The organism is Heyndrickxia camelliae, from assembly GCF_002844575.1.
In the GTDB taxonomy this organism is placed as follows: domain Bacteria; phylum Bacillota; class Bacilli; order Bacillales; family Bacillaceae_C; genus Margalitia; species Margalitia camelliae.
This window is the reverse complement of the sequence record NZ_PIQO01000036.1, coordinates 1-20674: the sequence shown is the minus strand read 5'-3', so window position 1 is coordinate 20674 and position 20674 is coordinate 1. Positions and strand designations below refer to the sequence as shown.

At 34.8% G+C, this 20674-nt stretch carries 33 protein-coding genes; all 33 read left to right on the top strand.

The annotated features are described in order from the left end of the window. Positions 1–332 precede the first annotated feature (332 nt). On the top strand, positions 333–599 hold the full coding sequence (locus tag CWO92_RS23715) for a hypothetical protein (RefSeq protein WP_101356667.1): 267 nt from the start codon (positions 333–335) through the stop codon (positions 597–599). 14 nt (positions 600–613) lie between these two features. Further along, entirely contained in the window at positions 614–829 is a 216-nt protein-coding gene (locus CWO92_RS23710; protein ID WP_233269813.1) for a YqaI family protein, read from the top strand. A 67-nt stretch (positions 830–896) separates the two neighbouring features. Beyond that, complete coding sequence (locus CWO92_RS23705) at positions 897–1466, top strand: host-nuclease inhibitor Gam family protein (protein WP_101356665.1); 570 nt, start codon at positions 897–899, stop codon at positions 1464–1466. A 2-nt stretch (positions 1467–1468) separates the two neighbouring features. After that, the gene (locus tag CWO92_RS23700; protein WP_101356664.1) at positions 1469–2140 is read left to right on the top strand and encodes an AAA family ATPase; all 672 of its coding nucleotides are present in this window, start codon (positions 1469–1471) and stop codon (positions 2138–2140) included. A gap of 22 nt (positions 2141–2162) precedes the next feature. After that, entirely contained in the window at positions 2163–2639 is a 477-nt protein-coding gene (locus CWO92_RS23695; RefSeq protein ID WP_101356663.1) for a DUF669 domain-containing protein, read from the top strand. Between the two features lie 85 nt (positions 2640–2724). Next, positions 2725–5067, top strand: coding sequence for a phage/plasmid primase, P4 family (locus tag CWO92_RS23690; RefSeq protein WP_101356662.1), 2343 nt, complete (start codon positions 2725–2727; stop codon positions 5065–5067). A 340-nt stretch (positions 5068–5407) separates the two neighbouring features. Next, positions 5408–5650: a hypothetical protein gene (locus CWO92_RS23685; protein WP_101356661.1), complete on the top strand. Its 243-nt coding sequence runs from the start codon at positions 5408–5410 to the stop codon at positions 5648–5650. Next, positions 5638–6066, top strand: coding sequence for a hypothetical protein (locus tag CWO92_RS23680; protein WP_101356660.1), 429 nt, complete (start codon positions 5638–5640; stop codon positions 6064–6066). Before CWO92_RS23685 ends, CWO92_RS23680 begins: the two co-directional genes overlap by 13 nt. Positions 6067–6068: 2 nt before the next feature. Then, positions 6069–6509 (top strand): YopX family protein, encoded by a 441-nt coding sequence (locus tag CWO92_RS23675; protein WP_165786770.1) that lies wholly within the window; start codon positions 6069–6071, stop codon positions 6507–6509. Then, positions 6506–7045: an ERCC4 domain-containing protein gene (locus CWO92_RS23670; protein ID WP_101356658.1), complete on the top strand. Its 540-nt coding sequence runs from the start codon at positions 6506–6508 to the stop codon at positions 7043–7045. Before CWO92_RS23675 ends, CWO92_RS23670 begins: the two co-directional genes overlap by 4 nt. A 56-nt stretch (positions 7046–7101) precedes the next feature. After that, positions 7102–7416, top strand: coding sequence for a hypothetical protein (locus CWO92_RS23665; protein WP_101356657.1), 315 nt, complete (start codon positions 7102–7104; stop codon positions 7414–7416). A gap of 251 nt (positions 7417–7667) precedes the next feature. After that, a complete protein-coding gene (locus CWO92_RS23655; protein ID WP_101356655.1) occupies positions 7668–8006 on the top strand; it encodes a hypothetical protein in 339 nt (112 codons plus the stop codon). Positions 8007–8029: 23 nt separating this feature from the next. Then, on the top strand, positions 8030–8449 hold the full coding sequence (locus tag CWO92_RS23650; protein ID WP_101356654.1) for a hypothetical protein: 420 nt from the start codon (positions 8030–8032) through the stop codon (positions 8447–8449). A gap of 64 nt (positions 8450–8513) precedes the next feature. Beyond that, positions 8514–8969, top strand: coding sequence for an ArpU family phage packaging/lysis transcriptional regulator (locus tag CWO92_RS23645; RefSeq protein WP_101356653.1), 456 nt, complete (start codon positions 8514–8516; stop codon positions 8967–8969). Continuing rightward, on the top strand, positions 8969–9241 hold the full coding sequence (locus tag CWO92_RS23640) for a hypothetical protein (protein ID WP_101356652.1): 273 nt from the start codon (positions 8969–8971) through the stop codon (positions 9239–9241). The genes CWO92_RS23645 and CWO92_RS23640 overlap by 1 nt, the downstream gene beginning before the upstream one ends. Positions 9242–9445: 204 nt before the next feature. Then, a complete protein-coding gene (locus CWO92_RS23635) occupies positions 9446–9676 on the top strand; it encodes a hypothetical protein (protein WP_101356651.1) in 231 nt (76 codons plus the stop codon). 66 nt (positions 9677–9742) lie between these two features. Beyond that, positions 9743–10144 (top strand): hypothetical protein, encoded by a 402-nt coding sequence (locus tag CWO92_RS23630; RefSeq protein ID WP_101356650.1) that lies wholly within the window; start codon positions 9743–9745, stop codon positions 10142–10144. A 435-nt stretch (positions 10145–10579) separates the two neighbouring features. Next, positions 10580–10915 carry an HNH endonuclease gene (locus CWO92_RS23620; protein WP_101356648.1) on the top strand — a complete coding sequence of 112 codons (336 nt, stop codon included), beginning with the start codon at positions 10580–10582 and terminating at the stop codon, positions 10913–10915. Positions 10916–10919: 4 nt separating this feature from the next. Next, positions 10920–11084 carry a hypothetical protein gene (locus tag CWO92_RS25695; RefSeq protein WP_165786768.1) on the top strand — a complete coding sequence of 55 codons (165 nt, stop codon included), beginning with the start codon at positions 10920–10922 and terminating at the stop codon, positions 11082–11084. Positions 11085–11208: 124 nt separating this feature from the next. Further along, positions 11209–11544 (top strand): hypothetical protein, encoded by a 336-nt coding sequence (locus tag CWO92_RS23615; protein ID WP_101356647.1) that lies wholly within the window; start codon positions 11209–11211, stop codon positions 11542–11544. After that, positions 11541–13256 (top strand): terminase large subunit domain-containing protein, encoded by a 1716-nt coding sequence (locus CWO92_RS23610; RefSeq protein WP_101356646.1) that lies wholly within the window; start codon positions 11541–11543, stop codon positions 13254–13256. The genes CWO92_RS23615 and CWO92_RS23610 overlap by 4 nt, the downstream gene beginning before the upstream one ends. Before the next feature lie 19 nt (positions 13257–13275). Then, entirely contained in the window at positions 13276–14415 is a 1140-nt protein-coding gene (locus CWO92_RS23605; protein ID WP_101356645.1) for a phage portal protein, read from the top strand. Continuing rightward, the gene (locus CWO92_RS23600; RefSeq protein WP_101356644.1) at positions 14412–15107 is read left to right on the top strand and encodes a head maturation protease, ClpP-related; all 696 of its coding nucleotides are present in this window, start codon (positions 14412–14414) and stop codon (positions 15105–15107) included. The genes CWO92_RS23605 and CWO92_RS23600 overlap by 4 nt, the downstream gene beginning before the upstream one ends. Before the next feature lie 27 nt (positions 15108–15134). Then, the gene (locus CWO92_RS23595; protein ID WP_101356643.1) at positions 15135–16295 is read left to right on the top strand and encodes a phage major capsid protein; all 1161 of its coding nucleotides are present in this window, start codon (positions 15135–15137) and stop codon (positions 16293–16295) included. A gap of 16 nt (positions 16296–16311) precedes the next feature. Continuing rightward, a complete protein-coding gene (locus tag CWO92_RS23590; protein WP_437177575.1) occupies positions 16312–16620 on the top strand; it encodes a phage gp6-like head-tail connector protein in 309 nt (102 codons plus the stop codon). Beyond that, the gene (locus tag CWO92_RS23585; RefSeq protein ID WP_101356642.1) at positions 16607–16978 is read left to right on the top strand and encodes a phage head completion protein; all 372 of its coding nucleotides are present in this window, start codon (positions 16607–16609) and stop codon (positions 16976–16978) included. The genes CWO92_RS23590 and CWO92_RS23585 overlap by 14 nt, the downstream gene beginning before the upstream one ends. Beyond that, positions 16975–17367, top strand: coding sequence for a hypothetical protein (locus CWO92_RS23580; protein WP_101356641.1), 393 nt, complete (start codon positions 16975–16977; stop codon positions 17365–17367). The genes CWO92_RS23585 and CWO92_RS23580 overlap by 4 nt, the downstream gene beginning before the upstream one ends. Next, complete coding sequence (locus CWO92_RS23575) at positions 17367–17750, top strand: gp17 family tail completion protein (RefSeq protein WP_207767833.1); 384 nt, start codon at positions 17367–17369, stop codon at positions 17748–17750. The genes CWO92_RS23580 and CWO92_RS23575 overlap by 1 nt, the downstream gene beginning before the upstream one ends. A gap of 34 nt (positions 17751–17784) precedes the next feature. Then, positions 17785–18405, top strand: coding sequence for a major tail protein (locus CWO92_RS23570; RefSeq protein ID WP_165786767.1), 621 nt, complete (start codon positions 17785–17787; stop codon positions 18403–18405). Positions 18406–18408: 3 nt separating this feature from the next. Next, positions 18409–18591, top strand: coding sequence for a hypothetical protein (locus CWO92_RS23565; RefSeq protein ID WP_101356638.1), 183 nt, complete (start codon positions 18409–18411; stop codon positions 18589–18591). A 44-nt stretch (positions 18592–18635) separates the two neighbouring features. After that, entirely contained in the window at positions 18636–18977 is a 342-nt protein-coding gene (gene gpG / locus CWO92_RS23560) for a phage tail assembly chaperone G (protein WP_101356637.1), read from the top strand. Between the two features lie 38 nt (positions 18978–19015). Continuing rightward, a complete protein-coding gene (gene gpGT, locus CWO92_RS25690) occupies positions 19016–19162 on the top strand; it encodes a phage tail assembly chaperone GT (RefSeq protein ID WP_165786766.1) in 147 nt (48 codons plus the stop codon). Between the two features lie 32 nt (positions 19163–19194). Further along, positions 19195–20674, top strand: a 1480-nt coding sequence (locus CWO92_RS23555) for a phage tail tape measure protein (protein ID WP_207767832.1), incomplete at its 3' end; no start/stop codon positions are given.

Below are 20674 nucleotides of genomic sequence, written 5' to 3'. Positions count from 1 at the left end.
GGGGAGATAATGACAATTAAAAAACAGTTAAAGAAACCTTTCCGGTTGCTAACGGATGGGAGACTATTACCGTATGCCATGATTGTGGAAATGAACTTTAAGCCAACCAAGCTTTCCTTTTTAGCCACATGACGAAATTTGATGAAAAGTAATTGGAATAATCGAGGTGAGGTTAAATGAAAATCACCAAAGAGCTTTTAAAACACATAAATGATGGGGACTTCCACACAAAAATTAGTAATGTAGAGTATTCAACTAATTTAAGGGAAATAGTCACAATCGGCTATATGTTGGAACATAGTCAATCATTACATGAAGGGAGGTGAAGAAGAATGAACGCGGCAGAAGCTAGAAAGATTTCTAAAGGTAATGAACCTAATCTAATTAGTCAATGTGCTGACAATATTATAAAACTCACCAAAATACAAATACAGACAGCTGCAAAAGAAGGTCATTATTCCGTTGGTGCTAGGTACGAAATACCTTGGAATATCAAAGAAAAGGTCATCCCACAAGTAGTTTTATATTTTGAGTGTTTAGGATACGAAGTTGAACACAAACAACTTACAGAAATCGATTTGTTCATAATCAAATGGTGAAAGGGAGTGTAACCTTGAACGATATTGAACATCCTGGAATTAGCAAGATTAATAGAACAGGAGAAACAACTTTACATTCACAACCAGAGCATTGGGGTTCAGATTATTTTGGGGATGAAATATTTTTTGGTGATGAAATTGTAGAAATTCACGAGGAAATTGTTCTGAAAGAGAACCTAGAACGTTTCTTGGCGGAAGTGTTAGGACTCTCTTTCAAAACAGCTTTGTAAATTATTCCTACATACATCTTAGAACAATCATTATTAGAAAATCAATACATTTATGAGGAGGATACAAATGAATCAATTACAGGTAGCTGAATTAGATGATTTAGGTGTGGAGGTAACCACAGTTGAGGAACAAGAGGAATTAAAACAACGATTCCAAATTACCAATATTGAAAGTCTTAACTGGGCATTCAGAAAAGTTTCTGCTTTGCAATCTAAGGCAAAGGAAATTGAAACATTGGCAGCCGCCGAAAAACAACGTATTGATCAGTGGGCAGTTTCGGAATTAAAACCAATCGAAAATAGCCTGGACTTTTTCAAACAATTAATTACGGAGTATCATTCCAAACAGCTTGAGGCGGATCCAAAAGCTAAAACAATCAGTACACCATATGGTAAATCAAAAACTCGAAAAACAAGTGCTCAACCTGAAAAGGCTAATGAAGAAGATATTCTCCAATATGTCTTTGAAAACAATCTTGATGAATTTGTAAAAAGCAGCGTGAAATGGGTGGACCTTAAAAAGACATTAAAAATTGTGGAAATCAGTGGTGAAAAGGTTGTAGTGGATGAGAATGGACAAATTGTTCCGGGAGTCACAGTGAAGCCGGAATCAATCTCCTATAGTGTGGAGGTGTAAAGGTGGAAATTACAAATGGCTCTCAGATAACCAAAAGTAAAAAAGCTAAAATCATCATCTACTCTAAACCAGGTGATGGAAAAACAACCGTAGCTGGTAAGCTTCCGGGTAAAACATTAGTCTTTGATATCGACGGCACTAGCCAGGTGCTTGAGGGATATTCAAATGTAGATGTAGCAAAAATTAATGGAGAGGATCCACATGGAAGCATTTTAGAATTTTTCGCTCATGCAAAAGCGAATATCGCCAACTATGACAATATCTTCGTGGACAATCTTACACATTACCAAAAACTTTGGTTAATGCATAAAGGTGAAAGTACTAAAAGTGGTATGCCTGAATGGAAAGATTATGCTCTGTTCGATAATCACTTATTAAAGTTAATCGAAACTTTTAATTCTCTCGATGCAAATGTGATTTATACAGCTTGGGAAACAACTAGGAGCATTATTCATGATGATGGTCAACAATACAATCAATTTGTTCCAGACATTCGAGATAAAATCGTAAATCACGTCATGGGAATTGTTCATGTTGTAGCAAGATTAGTAAGAAAAGCTGACGGTACTAGAGGTTTTATGCTTGAAGGTAACCAAAGTGTCTATGCAAAAAATCATTTAGATCAACGTAAGGGTTGCGTTCAAGAAGAATTATTAGTGTCATCAACAAATTAAAATCAATTGGGGGAAATAGAAAATGTCATTCTTTAAATTTGATGAAGAAAATGCAAGTGCAGGATTTGAATTAGTAGCAGAAGGTAAATATGAAGCTGTAATTGTGAATGCAGAAGCTGGTAAAACACAAGCCGGTAAACCTAAATTATCAGTAGACTTCGAGATTCGTAGTGATGTACCGCAAAATCATCAAGGTGCAAAGGTACTCTATAACACATTTACATTTGAACATGAAGTATCAGTAAGGATTGTCAACTCATTATTAAAAGCTTGTGGCTTCCCTAATGGCCATCCATTTAACTCTCCAGAGGATATGGCTAAACAACTTATCAATAAAAATTTAAAAATCACGGTTAAGCATGAAGAATATGAAAAAGTGGTAGATGGTGAAAAACAAAAACGTGTTGCTGCCAAGGCAAAATATTATGATGTTTCCGATGTAAAACCAATAATGCAGCCAGGCGGAATTACAATCAGTGATGATGATATCCCGTTCTAAGAAAATTAAATAGAGAAGTTGGTATATTACTAGCTTCTCTTTTTTATACCCTAAATAGCGAAATTCTAATTTATTGGAGGGCAAGATGAAAGAAAATCCATACAATTTTAACGAAATCCCTGCCGAATTAAAAGCCCTTCCTCAATGGATTTTGTGGAGATCGGAAAAGCGAAATAACAAGCCAACAAAGGTGCCATATCAAGTGAATGGAGAAATGGCTCAGGCAAACAATAGACGTACCTGGTCGACATTTGCAACAGCAGTCAAATTCTATTTAGAAGGCGATTATGACGGCATAGGTTTCGTATTTAGCAGACAGGATAACTATATCGGAATAGATATTGATAAATGTGTTGTAGATGAAAAACCAAATGCATTTGCAACGGAAATTATCGACACATTAGACAGTTACACAGAATTTTCTCCTTCCGGAAAAGGTATTCACATCATCATAAAAGGGAACCTTCCACAATCTGTTTTAGGGACTGGAAGAAAAAACACCAAACATGGATTGGAAATATACTCATACGGACGATATTTCAGTTTTACAGGAAATCGAGAAAATTCTAATGATGTTTATGATCGGACAGATGAACTAGCAGAAGTATTTGAAAAGTATTTTGATGATAGCGATATTCAAGGCCGAGTAAATCTAGCAGAATTTGAAAAAGATGAAATCAAAATTTCAAATGAAGCTTTATGGGAAAGGATGTTTCGTTCTAAAAATGGTGATGAAATTCGCTCATTATACAACGGAAATCTAATTAACAATGACCATTCAGCAAGTGATTTAGCTCTATGTAACCATCTAGCATTTTGGACAGGAAAATCAGCAACTAGAATGGATGCTATGTTTCGTGAATGCGGTCTTATGCGCGATAAATGGGATGTTATCCATTTTAGAGATACAAATGAAACTTATGGGGAAAGGACTATTGCAACTGCTATTTCTTCAACAACTACAACGATTTTAGATAACAAAGAGCAGTTTAATGAATTTTCCTTTGATTTTCTCAGTGCTGCTAATGCAGAAGTTGTGGAAGACAAGCCTAAAAAGAAATTTAGATTAACTGAGCTCGGAAATGCGGAACGTATCGCTTATGAATATGGGCATGTAATCAAATATGTATCTGACATAGGTTGGTTAATATGGGACGGCAAACGCTGGAAAATAGACACCAAGAAGGAAATTGAGCGTATCACTGCAAAAGTGCTTCGCGGTCTTTATAAGTCAGAAGATGAAGCAGAAACAAAATGGGCACGGATGTGCGAGAGAAGAAATATACGAATGAATAGCATTAAGGACCTTATGCCACTGGTGCCAGGCGAACGCGAAGAGTTTGACCGGCATAAATATTTGTTTAATGTTGAAAATGGAATCGTAGATTTGAAAACAGGGAAGTTGCAACCACATGATCGAGAGCTTGGCCTAACTAAAATAACTCATATCGAATTTGATGAAAATGCAAAATGTCCAACATGGACCGTTTTCTTAGATCAGATTTTCAAAGGTGACAAGGAATTAATTGATTATATGCAAAGACTGATTGGTTACTCATTAACTGGGGATATTTCAGAGCAATCGATGTATTTCTTAGTCGGCGGTGGATCTAATGGAAAATCTACATTCATAAATACAATCAAAAAATTAATGGGCGATTATGGAGCGCAAACAAAATCAGATACGTTCATTAAGAAAAAAGATACCGGTGCTAATAACGATATTGCTAGATTAGTAAATTCAAGATTTGTTTCAGCTGTAGAGTCAGAAGAAGGGGAAAAATTGCAGGAATCACTTGTAAAGACAATTACTGGTGGGGAACCAATCTTAGCTCGATTTTTACGACAAGAGTATTTTGAATTTATTCCAGAATTTAAAGTGTTCTTTACAACAAATCATAAGCCAATTATCGGTGGTGTGGATGATGGTATTTGGAGACGTGTAAAGATTATCCCATTTACTTTAAATCTAAAACCACATGAGCGTGATAAAAAGCTTGAGGAAAAACTTTCTTTTGAACTACCAGGAATCTTGAATTGGGCCATTGAAGGATGCTTGAAATGGCAGCAAGACGGTTTGCACGAGCCAAAAGTAGTGGTGGATGCGACAGGCAATTATAAAGAGGAGATGGATATTTTAGCACCATTTTTAAATGAGATTTGTTATATTGATGAACCTAAAAATGAAGCAATCAAAATCGAAGCAAAAGAATTGTATAACGTATATGACAATTGGTGCTTTAAATCTGGAGAACGTACTTTAGGAAACAGAGCATTTTATAGAATGTTGGAAACAAAAGGATTCGGAAAAATGAAGGGAACCGGAAACAAGACATTTTTGACAGGAATTACCTTAAAGGAGCGAAAGCCAGTTACTAAAGGAGTTACTGAAAACGAGCAAAAAGGCTTTTTTAAGGTCGTTCAGTAACTAAAAGTTACGTTCAGTAACTCCAAGTAATTTAGTGTGAATTCAGTTGTATCAAGGCTTTAAATACTATATTTATATTTTTAGTTATTTTAGTTATTGGGATTTCCAAAGAAATAAAAAATCAAAAATAAAAAAATATATATTATATAGAGTTTTAACAACTTGTCAGCAAAAGGTAACTTCGATAACTTTTCATACTATAAAATTGACTTCAACCTTAGATCCACAAGGGATTAACAATAGTTACTGAAATAAAAAAATAGTTATTTAAAGCCGATTTTTGTTACTGAACAGGCATTTTTGAAAATCTTTAATAACTGCCAAAGGGAGTGGCGGAAAAATGATAGAAAAATTCATTGCAGAAAATATCCAACGAGATATTACAAGCTATGAAACGGTAGATGATTTATATCAAAGATATTTATTGTTTTGTAGATTCTATGAAATAAAGTCTTTAACAAAAACAAAATTCCATAATCAGATTAAATATTTTGCTGTCGGGGCTACTGATAAGAGGAGAAGAAAGGGCAGAGAAAGCAAAGTTTGTAGGTGGGGAGTGAAGTTACTACCATGCAAGTATTAAAAATTCTTAGCTGGATATGGAGATCCGGAGCCGATATCTATCTTGATAAAACTGACGGTCGAATTGCAATAAAAAATCAAAATTTAATACCTAAAGAGGTTATGGAAGCTGCTGAACAAGATTATCAAAAAATCGATAAGTGGTTTAAATCTTGGAAAAATGCAGGCGGAGATAAAGTCACAATTATGAAAATGGTCCATCACTTTTGTGGATGGCAGCATAATGAACAAATTGAAAAATGGTTATGTGCAGAAAATGATTCATTAATGCTATTCAATGATTGGTCGGTAGTTCTTGCTAAAAATGGTTGGAAAGATATTTACGAAGATTATCGTCAATTTGAAAATGATGAATCTAATAAAATGGCTCATGAATTATATGTTCGTGCAGTTAATTTTGCGAAGAAAGGAGCATGAGAATGAAGTTTCGTGTTTGGGATAAAACAAAAAAATGTTGGCTTGATTATGATGAAATATTTATTGATCAAGAAGGAGAAGTTTTTCTAATCGAAGAACGAAATTGGGCTTATCAATCACTTATGCATAAAGAAAATATAACCGATAAGGTTGAAGTCGTTCAATACACAGGTCTTAAAGATAAAAACGATAAAGAGATTTATGAAGGGGATATTGTAAAAACTCATAATCAAAATAATGTTGTTAAGTATGAATATGGGTCGTTTATGATTGTTGGACTTCACGATGATAAATATGAACGTAATTACTCTAGGTTTTATGATTATTTAATAGACTCCACAATTCCAAATGAAGCAGGAAGTAGATTCGATGGAGTTACAACAACTTTAGAAGTAACCGGCAACATCTACGAAAATCCTTCTCTATTGGAGGATTCAAAATGATTCATTTCCATTACTCAGATACGGAATTAAATAAAATCCTTAAAACACTAACTATCGTTATAGATACTCGTGAAAATGTCAATGGCCATATCCTAAATTATTTACGACAAAAAGATGTACCAATAAAAATTCAAAAATTAGATACCGGTGATTATGGCTGCATGATTCCTAAAAATGAAGAGTTAGGAATAGCCCGCGATATCTATTTAGATAGTCGAGTGGAACGTAAAGCCCATATTGATGAAATAACAGGGAATCTGCAAAAAGATACTCAAACGGCCTTTGAAAATGAATTAATCCGTTCAAAGGACATCCCATTTACTTTGATTGTGGAGGACCTGCACGGCTATGAAAAGATGCTTAAAGGTGAGTATCGTTCCAAATATAATCCATTAGCATTACTTGGTCGCCTTAATACTTTTAAAGCAAAATACAATTTTGAAATTGTGTACTTAGACCAAAAATACAGTGGCAATTGGATATACCATCATTTTTATTATCAAGCTAAACATTATTTGAAAACAGGCATTTTTTGATTAAAAAAATACATCATGAATCTACATAAAGAATGAACAATTGAAAGGTTGGTTTTATGGAACAAACTTTATTGCATTTCCAAAAGCATAATGTTTCAGATAAAGCATTGGAAATATTAAAGCAAGTAATGTACAAGCAAGATGATTTTGGGGTTAACAAATATGGTGTTGCTCTGGATCATTCCCATAAATATGATTGGCTGAAAATGCTGCAGGAAGAATTAGCTGACGGTCTTAAATATCTCCAATGTGAAATGGAAAGAAAAGAATATATTATTAATCTCTTAAAAGCTGGATTGCGTTCAGATGAACCAAAGACTTTTATAGAGGTTGCGTTGGAATTATTAACTATGGAGGGGACAGGAAAGTAATTAAAATCAATATAACTTTCCAATTAAAATGCGAAAAAAGAGTGAATATGCCGTTTATAAAGGAGATTCTTTTATTTGCTTGGGTACTATGGAGGAATGTGCTACTTATTTAGGGGTTAAGGTAAGTTCTATAAAGTTTTATTCTTCACGTGCATACAAAAGACGAGGAACAAAAAATAAAGATCCTAATCATTTAATCGTTTTTAAAATTGATGATGATTAAAAACTAAATAATTGGAGGAATGGATAAAATGCGGGCACCAATATTAGATGCTAGTCAGATTCCAGTTTATTTAGAACTGAAAAAACAAAACATCACAGATGAGGATATTGCAAAGGATTATTTTTTCTGTAGTTATATCACTTTATATAATTGGAAAAAGCGAAATAATCTTCAAGTTCCTCATACCAAGAGAGAGAGAAAACTCAATACATCTTATATTCCTCTTTATTGGAAATGGAGAAAAATCGGATTAACGGATAAAGAAATAGCTTATAAATTTGGTGTTAGTATCGGTCTGCTGATTAAATGGAAGGCTGAAAATAATATCTATGTGATTGGTAAAAGAACTAAAAAAATAAAGCCATAAGAATGGATAAAGGAGCAAATAAAATGACAACAGCAAAATTAAATGTTCTTTTCAAGAAAATGCAAAAGGATGATAAGAAGGAAGTATTAATGTTCCATGTTTTGAGTGACGAATTACCGCACGCTGGCGAACTTTTAAAGATGCCAGGTACAATTACCCTTCTAACTGTGGAAGAAAGCAAATCAGAGCCAATTGGAGTCGAATTTGTATCTATCCAAAGGGATAATAAGAAAACGGTTCTTAAATTTAACATGAAACGTGATCATGAAGGAAAAGTAAACAAGCTTTATCCATTCGCCGGTTCCAATGTAACTATTATTCTACAGCCTTCACAAATGTCTATTGATGAATTTTACGAAGAACCACATGAGGGTTTGGAATACAAAGTAAATAATGATGGAACTGCGGATGTAGCTCCTGGTCAACTTGAATTAGTAAAGTAAGATTAATTGCCCTGGGCAAGTCTTGGGGCTCCTGATTATTCCACCGTACAGGAGGGGTCGACGAGTGGGGAGACAATTTATTTTTAAACTTCCAGAGATAGATAGAAAACAAACTCAGGAAAATGTTGAAGCTGCTATTGAGACATATCGAATGTATTTGCTAACTGTTCCAGAGGAAGTCCTACCTAAAGTAACAACATCATTTTCATTAGTTCCTCCTACTTATACAAATGCTTTTCATTCATCTACTGAAGATGCTGCCATTGCAAGAGTTGACGAAGAACGCGCACGTATAGAATATATTGAGAATTTCCGAAAGGCAGTAAATAGGTTAAGTAAAAGAGAACGAGAAGCCTTAATTCTTAGATATTTGGGTGAGGAAGAATTATTTGATTATGAGGTGTACAACCAATTAGGTATGAGTGAATCATATTACCACCAAAAATTTAAACCTAGGATTTTCTATAAATTAGCTTTAGCTTTGAGGATAGAAGTTTATAAGAAAAAGGAGGAAGCTTAGTGGGATATTCCAAAATGGAACAAGAAACGGTTTTAACTTTCGATTATGAACGGAATGTGTGGATGGCATATTCTACAGTCCCTAAGCATATCCGAAAATTAATGGCCATTGGTAATATGGAAATATTAGAATCAGAAGATGATAAACCAATTGCTATCAAAGGAATATTAACTGACAAGCAAGTTTCTATGAAAAAACCTAGAGTCTACACTGAAAAACAAAGAGAGGAATTGCAACAGAGGGGCAAAATACTAGCAAGTAAAAAGGTATAGTTTTTGTAACGAAATCAAACGGAAAATGAAACGAATATAAAATGAGCATTTGGTTTCAAACGTGGTAAATTTATATTATAGAAAATTAATAAGGCGGCATTCATTACTTAAGTAGTGAGTGTCGTTTTCTATTTTTAAAATTTGTAATAAAAGCAGGAAGAAAGTCATCCTTTGTCAAAGTATAGTACGAAGGGTGGTGATTCAATGACCAATGCAAGATTTAAATTCCATTATGTAAGTGGTCAAACTGAAGAACTAGATACTGGTCATAGATATAACAAAGACGCTAGACAAGATTTAGCATTGAAATTTCATCATAATGCAACATGGATATCTGCAGGTGGAAAGCAAATAAATTTAGCCAATGTAATATCTATAGAAGTCATTGGTGATGAAGAAGAAATGAGTTTGAAAGTTAATTTGCAATCAGATTGATTTTATTATAAAGATTTTAATCTCTTATTTTTGTCGAATTGAATTGATGAAAGTGAGGTGATAACGATGGAATTTAAAAAACAACTAATTGAAAAATTAAATGAACGATTTGAAGAGACTTTATTCTTGAACAATATATTTACTAAATTGGCAAATAAACTAGAAATCTTTAAAAACCAATTAGATAAATACACTTATGCTGGTTTAGAAATACTTTACTCATCAGATGATAGTAATGCAAAGCTAACGATTGAAGATGATTTTATTAGTATTGAATATGATTTTGATGACATGCTCATTTATATTATTGCTGATGATATAATTCGTGAAGATTATGAGGATTATGAAGAGGCAAGAGTAATTGATAAAATTGGCTCTTCAGATGATGGGGAAAGCATCTATTGGAAAATTGGAATTGAAAAGGCATTCGATTATTATTTAAAAAAAGCTTTTGAGAATATGTTATAAGACTAAAAGACATCCATTCGGGTGTCTTTTTATTTTGTCAAAGGGGATGTTGGTGTGAAATTAGCTGATCATTTGGATAGCGACACAAGAAGAAAGTTAGAGAAGATGGGGAAGAAAAAGAAACCTCCATCTAAGAAGAAAAAGCGTAAGGGAAAAGTAAAAGAAGAGAAGGTTAATTGGCCGGAAATCATGGGAATGGACCGGGATATTTATAAACGTGTGAATGGAGCNTTATTCCTAAACCATTTAAACTAGGAGAAAAAGTTGGAAAGGATAAACCTTTAAAAACTCAACCTATTACAGACGATATAAACGAAATAGGAAAAACACTGGAAAAACAGATACTTGATTTGGAGGGTAAAATCTCTGATCTTGAGCAAAGTTTAGTAAGTTTAGAGATTAAAAAAAGAGTTAGAGGTTCGGTGTGATTGTTAAATGCTTGAATACAAAACACGAGAACAAAAGCGTAAGTTCTATGACAGTAAAGAATGGAAGCAGCTGCGTGAAGAAGTAAAGAAGCGCGATAATTATGAATGCCAGGAATGCAAACGGCAAGGGAAAGTATTCATCGACACATATGAATACAGTGAGAGTGCAAAACGAAAGAAAATTAAATTGGTTGTTCACCATATTAAAGAACTCGAGAATTATCCAGAACTAGCATTAGAGATTGATAATCTCGAAACCATTTGTGTGGATTGCCATAACAAAGAACATGGAAGAGTATTCGAACGAAAACCAAACAAATGGGAGCATGATGAAAGGTGGTAAAGGTATGAATGCATATGTAAAGCAAATTGTTAAAGCCAGACTTGAATTTTTGGAAATGGAAGAAAGAGAAATTGAAGATAACATCATCATGGTTAATGATATATTGCGTGAGCAAGAAGAAAAATTAAAAAAGATTCGTGAAGAGAAAGCAGCTTTGCAAAATTCATAGTACCCCCCGGGTCAAAAGTTTTGGTATTTTTATCGCTTGGGGCACCGGGGAGGGGGACTCAACTCTCTAAAAATATTAAAAAATAAGTCCTTCACATTAGGGGAGGTACGGGGGGAGGGGGATTATGAGAAAACCGAATTTAAAAAATCTAAAAAAACAGCTTTTAGCACGAATTGATACCGACGATTTACTAGAGGTAAAAAAGGTAAACGATTTAATTCGTCTGCATGAATTAGACGCAGAATGCGATAAAGCCATAGAACGAGATGGAGTTAGTATCATTATTGAAAATGGGTCGCAAAAATTCATAAAGAGTCATCCTAGTTTGAATGAAAAAATGAAAATTAACGCTCAAAAAATCGCATTGGAAAAATCAATTAAGTTTAAATTAAAATCAACAACTACTCCTGCTGCCCCTTCAACTGTGGAAGGCAAACCAAAGCGTGGTAGTTTAATTTGATTAGTTACAGCTATATCGATGAATATATTCGTCAGTGGCGGGATGGCGAAATTATTTTAAATAAAGAGCGAGTTTTGCTCATCGAATGGTTAGAACAAGATATTTTGACGATGCAAGATATCTATTTTGACAGTAAACAGATTGAAAACTTCATTCAGTTTGCTCAGAAATGGTATTTCCCATTGGAACCATTCCAAAAATTTTTAACATGTTTCATTTTCTTGCGTTATAAGGATACGGATGACTTGGTATTTGATGAATTCTTCATTTATATGGCTCGCGGTGCTGGTAAGAATGGTTTTGTTTCAGCACTAGTTAATTATTTTATTAGTGAGCTCCATGGAATTGATTATTATAATGTATCAATTGTGGCTAATAGTGAAAAACAAGCGAAAACATCATTTACAGAAGTTTATAATGCGATTGATGTGAATGATGATTTGAAAGCATACTTCAAACACCAGAAGGCTATTATCGAATCAGTAGATACAAAATCAATTTTTCAGTTTCATACTTCAAATGCTAGTACAAAAGACGGTTTGCGTGATGGGTGTGTTATTTACGATGAAGTGCATGAATATGAAAATAATGAAGTAGTAGACGTATTCTCGGGAGGTCTTGGAAAAGTTAAAGACAGCCGGGAATTTTTTATTGGTACAGATGGATTTGTGCGTGACGGGTTCATTGACCGATTGAAAGAAAGGGCAATGAGTATTTTAAAACGTGAAATATCCGTAAGGGAAGATTCGTTATTTCCTTTCATGTGCTGCATCGACGATGAAGATGAAATGCACGATATGAAGATGTGGCAAAAGGCAAATCCAATGTTTCATCCACCATTGTCTGACTACGCAAAAACACTGTACAAAAAAGTATTGAAACAGTATCGCAAACTTCAAAATGACTCATCAGGTTACGAAAACTTCATTACAAAGCGTATGAATTTACCGAAAGTTGATTTAGAAAAGTCGGTAACATCTTGGGAGAAAATCGAAGCTACCAATCAAGAATACGATTTGGAAGAATTAAAAAAACGCGAATGTATTGGTTGTGTCGATTATGCTTCTATCCGGGACTTTGTAGCGAATGGGTTGTTGTTCGTGGAAGGTGATAAATTTATCTTACCGGTTGAATTAACACATTCATTTGTGTGTAAACCATTTGCTGATAAGCACTATGCTTATAGTGGTAATAAAGCGGAAGGTAACAATAAAAAGGACCATCGTAAATTCGCGCCAATCAAGGAATGGGAACAGCAAGGATATTTAACAGTCCTCCACAAGGATACGATGGATCCTCATTTAATTGTTAAATGGTTTGTTGATAAACGCAACGAAGGTTGGAATATTATTAAGATTGTGGGTGATAATTTCCGAATGGAGATCTTAAGACCCCTATTTGAAGCAGAAGGTTTTGAAGTTGAAGTCATACGAAATCCAGATGCAGCAAGTGCGTTATTGGCACCAAAGATTGAATTAGCATTCGACAATCATAATGTTATTTTTGGCGATAATCCAGTAATGCGGTGGTATACAAACAATGTTTTGGTAGTTATTGATAGTAAGGGGAATAAATTATATCGCAAAAAAGAGCCTGTTAAACGCAAAACGGATGGTTTTATGATGTTCCTGTATGGTGTGTGGGGCTCTAGAGATTTAGAGGATACAGATGTCTCAGATACATTAGATGTATTGGATGCATTAAATTTCTAAAGGAGGTGAGGAAAATAAAGTGGGGTTCATAGACTCAGTATTAAAACGCAACAGTGAGCTTGAATGGTTATTTGATTTAGACCTAACCGAGGAAACATCACAACGTGCTTATTTGAAAAAGATTGCTTTGGAAACTTGTATAAATTTTATCGGTAGAACAATTAGCCAGTCTGATTTTCGCTTTATGAAAAACGGAAAACGACAATTAGACGATTGGCATTATTTATTAAATGTTCGACCGAATACAGACCAATCTGCTGCAGACTTTTGGCAAAAATTCGTTTATGAGTTGATCAATGAAAATGAAGTATTGGTTGTCCTAACAGATAACAATGATTTATTAATTGCTGATGATTTTACCCGAAATGAGTATGCTGTTTATCCTGATATTTTTACTGAGGTTGTAGTGAAAGATTATACTTTCAAGCGGTCATTTAAAATGGATGAAGTTATTTATTTAACCTATAACAGTGAGAAACTCTCAAAGTTTATGGAAGGCATGTTTGATGATTATGCAAGTCTTTATAATCGAATGATTGAAACGATGATGCTTAGTAATCAAGTTCGAGGAATTGTAGAAGTTGATTCAACACAATCGTTAGATAAAGAAAAAACATCTAAATTACAAAAATTTATCGATGATTTGTATAACTCTTTTAGAAAAAATGTCGTAGCACTTGTCCCAAAATTAAAAGGTTTTAATTATACGGAGGTTTCTAAAGGTGATGCCAACGGAAAGTCCATCGATGAGATTATTAAACTTAAAAAATCTTTAATTGATGATGTTGCAGATATTCTTGGTATTCCAAAAGCGTTGGTACATGGAGACCTATCGGATTATGAAACTAGTATTAAAGCTTATGTGAAATTTTGTATTGGTCCACTAGTTAAAAAAATTAGTGATGAACTTAATACAAAATTACTTGATAAAAAAGATTATTTGAATGGATCTCGGATTGATGTTAAAGGAGTAACCGAAAAGGATCTAATTGAAAATGCTGAAGCAGTAGATAAGCTAGTTGCTTCAGGTGCATTTACTCGAAATGAGGTGAGAGAACTGTTTGGTGCAGAACACTCAGATGATCCAGAACTGGACAAGTTTGTTATCACGAAAAATTATCAATCTGCTGGTTCCGTTGAAGGAGGTGATAATGGATGAAGCATAAAATTAAAGGTGATATCATCAGCTGGAACTCAAGTATTTGGGACTTTAATTACAAAATGAAATCAATTAAAGAGGACGAGGATATTGAGTTAGAAATTAACTCGTATGGTGGCGATGTATTTGCTGGTATTGACATCATGAATACATTACGGGGTCACAAAGGCAATGTCACTATTACTATAACCGGTATTGCTGCCAGTGCTGCCTCTATCATATGCATGGGTGCTGATACCATTAAGGCTTATAGTAATACTCAATTGATGTTACACAATGCCTGGACTTATGCGATGGGGAATGCTAAAGAGTTACGAAAGGTTGCAGATGATTTAGAAAGCATTAACGAATCTGTATTAGCATCTTATACGCACAGAATTGACGAAAATAAGGCGAAAGAACTGTTAGATAACGAAACATACCTGTCAGCTAAAAAAGCGCTAGAATTAGGTTTAATTGATGAAATTGTGGATGCTAAAGCTGAAGAAGTAGAATCAGAGATTTTCCAAGATAAAGCGAAAAAGTTTAATAATAGTATTCAACAACAAAGAAGTAATTCATCGCAAGATATTGAAAAAATTGTGGAAATGGTGGTAGCAAAGATTACCCCTCAAATTCAACAACAAAATAATCAAACCAATGAACCCCCTGCACAGGTTGCAGCGCAAAAGCGTAAAGGGTTCATTTTTTAATTATTATAAAATTGGAGGAATGAAAGAATGGTTTTAAAATTAAACAATCACACTGAAACTTACGAAAATGCGAAGAAAAATTATGCTGAAGTGGTGAAAAATGAAAGTTCTACTCCAGAGCAAGTGGAAGCAGCTTGGAATGAAATGCAAGATGCTTTAGTAGACTCTTTGACTACACAAATCACAGAACGTGTGGCTAATAAAAATACCGATCAATCAGTATTAGCTGCTCGTGGTGCTAATGTATTAACTTCAGAAGAACGAAAATTCTTTAACGAAGTAACCCGTTCTGGAGGTTTTGAATCTGAAACAGTATTACCGTATACAACAGTAGACCGTATTTTTGAAGATTTAACTTCAGAACACCCCTTATTATCAATTATTAACTTTACAAATCTGGGCACTGTTAAAGCTGAGATAATTACATCTGAAAAATCTGGTGCGTTTGCTTGGGGGCCAGTGTTTAGTGAAATTCGTAGTCAATTAGATGCTGCATTCAAAAAAGAAACATTCGATCAGTCTAAACTTACTGCGTTTGTTGTACTTGCAAAAGACCTAGATAAATTCGGTCCTGAATGGGTTGAAGCTTATGTACGTACACAAATTACAGAAACATATGCAGTTGCTTTAGAACAAGGCATTATTCTTGGTGCCGGACCAACAAAATACGAGCCAATTGGATTAATTCGCGACCTAAAAAAACCTGTGGATCCAACAAACGGCCATGCAAAGAAAGATGTTGCAGGAGATTTAACTTTTGCTGATGCTAAAACGTCAATTGAAGAAATTGGTGGTGTTTGTAAAACACTTTCACAGACAGAAAAAGGCAAATCAATCAGTGTTGGTGGAAAAGTGTATTTCTTATTAAACCCAATGGATGCTTGGGATGTGAAGATTAATTTCACCATTCAAAATTCACTTGGCGCATATATTACAGCTTTACCATTTAATGTACAAATTGTTGAATCAGAATTCGCAACAAAAGGTGAATTAGTTGCATTCGTCCGTGATCGTTACGATGCTTATTTAGCTGGTGGCGTATCGGTTAGTAAATTCGATCAAACTTTAGCAATTGAAGATGCTAACCTTTACACGGCAAAAGGCTTTGCTTTTGGTAAGGCAAAAGACAATAATGCTGTGCAAATTTACTCATTAAATGTAACAGGAACAGAGCCATCCGGAGTATAAATTGGAGGTGATGTAATTGAGCATCACTATCACAGATGAACTCTTGAAAGAATTTAAAGATCGAATGCATATATCCCACACCAGTGAGGACGACAATTTAAAACGATTGTTGTCCTTTTCTGCTATTGCAATAAAATCCAGTTGTGGAGAGTTTGATATATATGGAGAAAAGGATACAGATGTACGAGGAAAAGAATTGGTTTTTGAACGAACCCGATATGTCTATAATGACGCGCTAGAATACTTTGAAGATAATTTTCTTAGTCAAATAACGAGTCTTGGAATATCGCTAATTCCGGAGAGTGATGAAGATGCAACCATTTAGTTATAAACCGCCACGAGTTAATACAGGAGAGTTACGAACTCCCGTTGTTTTTTATCAATTTTCCCCTAATGATGGACCAGAACCAGGGGAAGCAGAAAAGAAAGTCTTATATAATGCTTGGGCTAAAGTTGATAGTGTGTGGTTAAAAGATTTAGAGACTGCTAAATCGAACGGAACATTAACGGATTTAACTATTACGATTAGGGATCCACAGAATGATTACTTTCCAACCAATAAGCATTATTTATCTATTGACCATCCTATGTATAGGGATAAACGGTACAATATCAAAGGTGTTCAACCGGATCTGCAGAATAAAGATTTTATAACAATTGTTGCGGGATTATCGGAACAATGAGTGTAACGATAAGAGGAAATAAGGAATTAATGGCTGAATTGGAACGCAGATTAGGTAGAGCTGCCATGCAACGAATTAGCGATAGGGCTTTACAACGTGGAGCAGAAGTTTTTGTAAATGAATTAAAACGTCAATTTGAGACATTTAGAGATACTGGAGAATCAATAAAGGAGATCACTGTTTCGGAACCGATGTGGATTGGGAAAGTCAGGACAATAAAAGTATATTGGAAAGGTCCCAAAGACCGTTATCGAATTATCCATTTGAATGAGTGGGGAACTGTTACCAATCCTAATCCTAGGGGGAAAGGTGCGATCGCCAGGGCAATGCGGAATTGTGAAAGAGCGTATCGTGAAGCCATAAGACAAGCTATAAGGGAGGGATTATGATGGATGTTCTTCAATTAATATATAATGCGTTGATTGCTGATGCATATATCAAAAAACAGGCATATGGACGTATTAAATATTATGAATATCCAGAAACAGGAGATGTAACAGCACCGTATATCATTATTGATCCGATAGATTCTCCTAATCCCTCTGATTTTGCAGATAATACTTGGTTGAAATATGATTGTCTTTTTCAAATCGATGTGTGGTCACCTAATCGAATAACGACTTATACCATAGCGGATAAAATTCGTGATGTGATGTGGAATCAATTTGGTTTCGCGCAAAAAAGCGGACCTCAAGAATATGATACAGGCATTTATCGAGATGCCAGACGTTATAAAGGGAAAATATATCGGGATGATTTAGACGGCTTATAGGCTGTCTTTTTATTTTATTTAAGGAGTGATTAAATTGCCAGAAATCGAAAAAAGTTATAAATCCTCCACAGGTGTAGAGGAATTTTACTATGCCCTTTTATTAAGCGAAACGGATACAACATTTACAACTGGTGAAATTTCAAGAGTTAAGTTCTTACAAAACATTGAAGTGGAAATACCACAAGAAGCTGTACGTGCTTATGGTGATAACCGAACAGCAGAAATTGCCGTTTCTGGTGGCGATGTATCGGTGACGACTCAATTTCACAAGGTGCCAATTGAAGATAAAAATGTCATCTTTGGTCTAGAAACTGCCGATGGTATTTCCTCCATGGGAAGTGAAGACAATCCACCTTATCTGGCGGTAATCTTTGCTAAAACCTTTGAGGATGGTTCAAAAGAATGGGTTGGGTTGACTAAAGGGATGTTTATGCGTTCTAAAATCTCCGGCAAAACAAAAGAAGATAAAACAGAATTTAATCCAGAAGAAGTAACTGGCGAATTCATGGATCGCTTTGTCGAGGGATTTTCAAAACCGAAATCTGTTTTATTTGCTGCGGATAAAAAAGGGGAAACCACAAACCGAGATGCGTTATTCATGAAAATCTTTGGTAAAACTTATCCTGGTGTCGTACAGGAACCAACAGGGGTGTAATAAATGGCCAAAAAGAAATATGAAGTAATTCATGATTTTAAAGATTTGCAAGACAAGGATAAGATTTATCGTGTTGGCGATACCTATCCACAGCCTATAAATAAAAAAGTGGAAGAGAAACGGTTGGAAGAACTTTTATCGTCCTCAAATAAATTAGGAAAACCAGTGATTAAAGAAATAGAGTAGGTGTTGCAACCTACTCTTTTTTATTTCAGAAGGGAGCTTTATATATGGCGAATTTAAAGCGAAATATGATTGAGTTAGTGAAAGAAGTAAAAGAAGGCGAGATTGTCACTGAAAAGTTTTTAACCCCAATTTTTATTCCCCTTTCAGTGGTGTACGAAGCCATTGACATAATAGATGAGACAGAAAATATATCAGAACGCGAACTAATTGATAAATTGCTAGATTTTGTAACGAACCGAATCTATAACAAGCAATTTACAAAAGATGATTTAATCAATGGTTTACATGCACCGAACGCTATGGAAACATTGATGGAGCAAGTGACTTTTATTGCTCAGGGTCAACAAAACGAAGAGACAAAAAAGTTCCTGGCGAAGAAGAGTTAACGGATGAGGACTTTTCACCAGCCAAGCAGAAGGAATATATGGATAAGCTCATCCTTTCTCTAATGGAAGATGGGAAGGATATCAATGAAATATTAAATATGCCTTTCCACTTCTTAATGGATATTTTGAGAGAGAAAAATAAACCAAAATATGAAAAATCCTTAATTGCCGCATTTGGTGGTTAAGGATTTTCGTTTTGAGAAGGGAGGGAGAAATTGTGGAGGATAGAATCGAAGGTTTATCGATAGGTCTTGACCTGGATCAAACGGCACTTGAACGAGGTTTAACAGGATTAAAGGATAAATTAAAAATTGTAAATGCCGAAATGAGGGCAAATTTATCTGCATTTGACCGAGCAGATAGATCGATTGATCGGTATCAAACTCAATTAAATGGACTTAATAGAAAGTTGGAAGTACAAAAAGAAATTGTTAAACAAGCTCGTTCCCAATACGAAAGAATGGTACAAGAGCATGGAGAAGGGTCCAGAGAAGCAGATAAAGCAGCTAGAAGTTATCTGAATGAAGTAACTGCATTAAACAATTTAAATCGAAATATAGCACGTACACAGCGAGAATTAGAGCAGTTAAGAAGAGAACAAACCCAATCTAGATCAAGTCTTAGTAAATTTAGGTCTCATATTACTTCTACAGGCAAAAGTTTAACTGATATCAGTTCTAAATTAATGAAATTCGGAAAATCCATGACATTATATGCTGCTGCTCCTATAGCCGCGGCACTTGGCATTAGTGCTAAATTTTCTGCTGAAATGAAAGAAGTGCAAGGTCAAATTCAAGCCATGACTGGAGTTTCGGCTAAGGAAGCAAGGAAACAAGGGAAAATTGTTGGACAAGTATGGGCGGATGGTTTTGGGGAAAGCATCGATGAAGTTAAGGATGCGGTTATTAAAATTAAACAGAACTTGCAAGGTATTGATGATAGCGAGTTAAAAGGTGTCACAGAGAAAGCCATGACCTTAACCAAGATAACCGGTGCGGACCTTGATGAATCCCTTCGTGGGGTTAACAGTTTAATGGTTAACTTTAAAATGTCAGCTAATGAGGCTTTTGACTATATGGTGAAAGGGGCACAGAGGGGACTAAATAAAAGCCATGAGTTAGAGGATAACATTGCAGAATATGGACAATTATGGGCACAGAATGGCTTTTCTGCTAAAGAGATGTTTTCCATCCTTGAAAATGGATTGAAAACGGGTGCTTATAATTTTGATAAGGTCAATGATTTTGTGAAGGAATTTGGTATTTCTCTTAATGATGGCCGATTTTCCCAAAATATTAAAAGCTTTTCATCTGAAACTCAGAAATTATTTAATCAATATAAAGCCGGAAAAGCCACTACAAAAGATGTTTTTAACTCTGCTATAAATGACCTAAAGGGTATGAAAAGCGAGCAGCAAAAGCTTACTGTTGCTTCCACAGTGTGGTCAGCACTTGGTGAAGACAATGCGATGAAAGTAATAGAATCATTAAATAATACAAATCATGCCTATGACAATGTAACTGGTGCCACAAAAAAAGCAAGTAAAGCATTAACAAATACACCAATCAACCAGTGGAAACAGTCCTGGCGTGAATTTCAAAATATGCTAAAACCAACGGGAGACAAACTATTAAATATTGGATCTAAAATCCTCCCTAAAGTAACTGGAAGCCTAAAAGCATTTAAACAGATGTTTA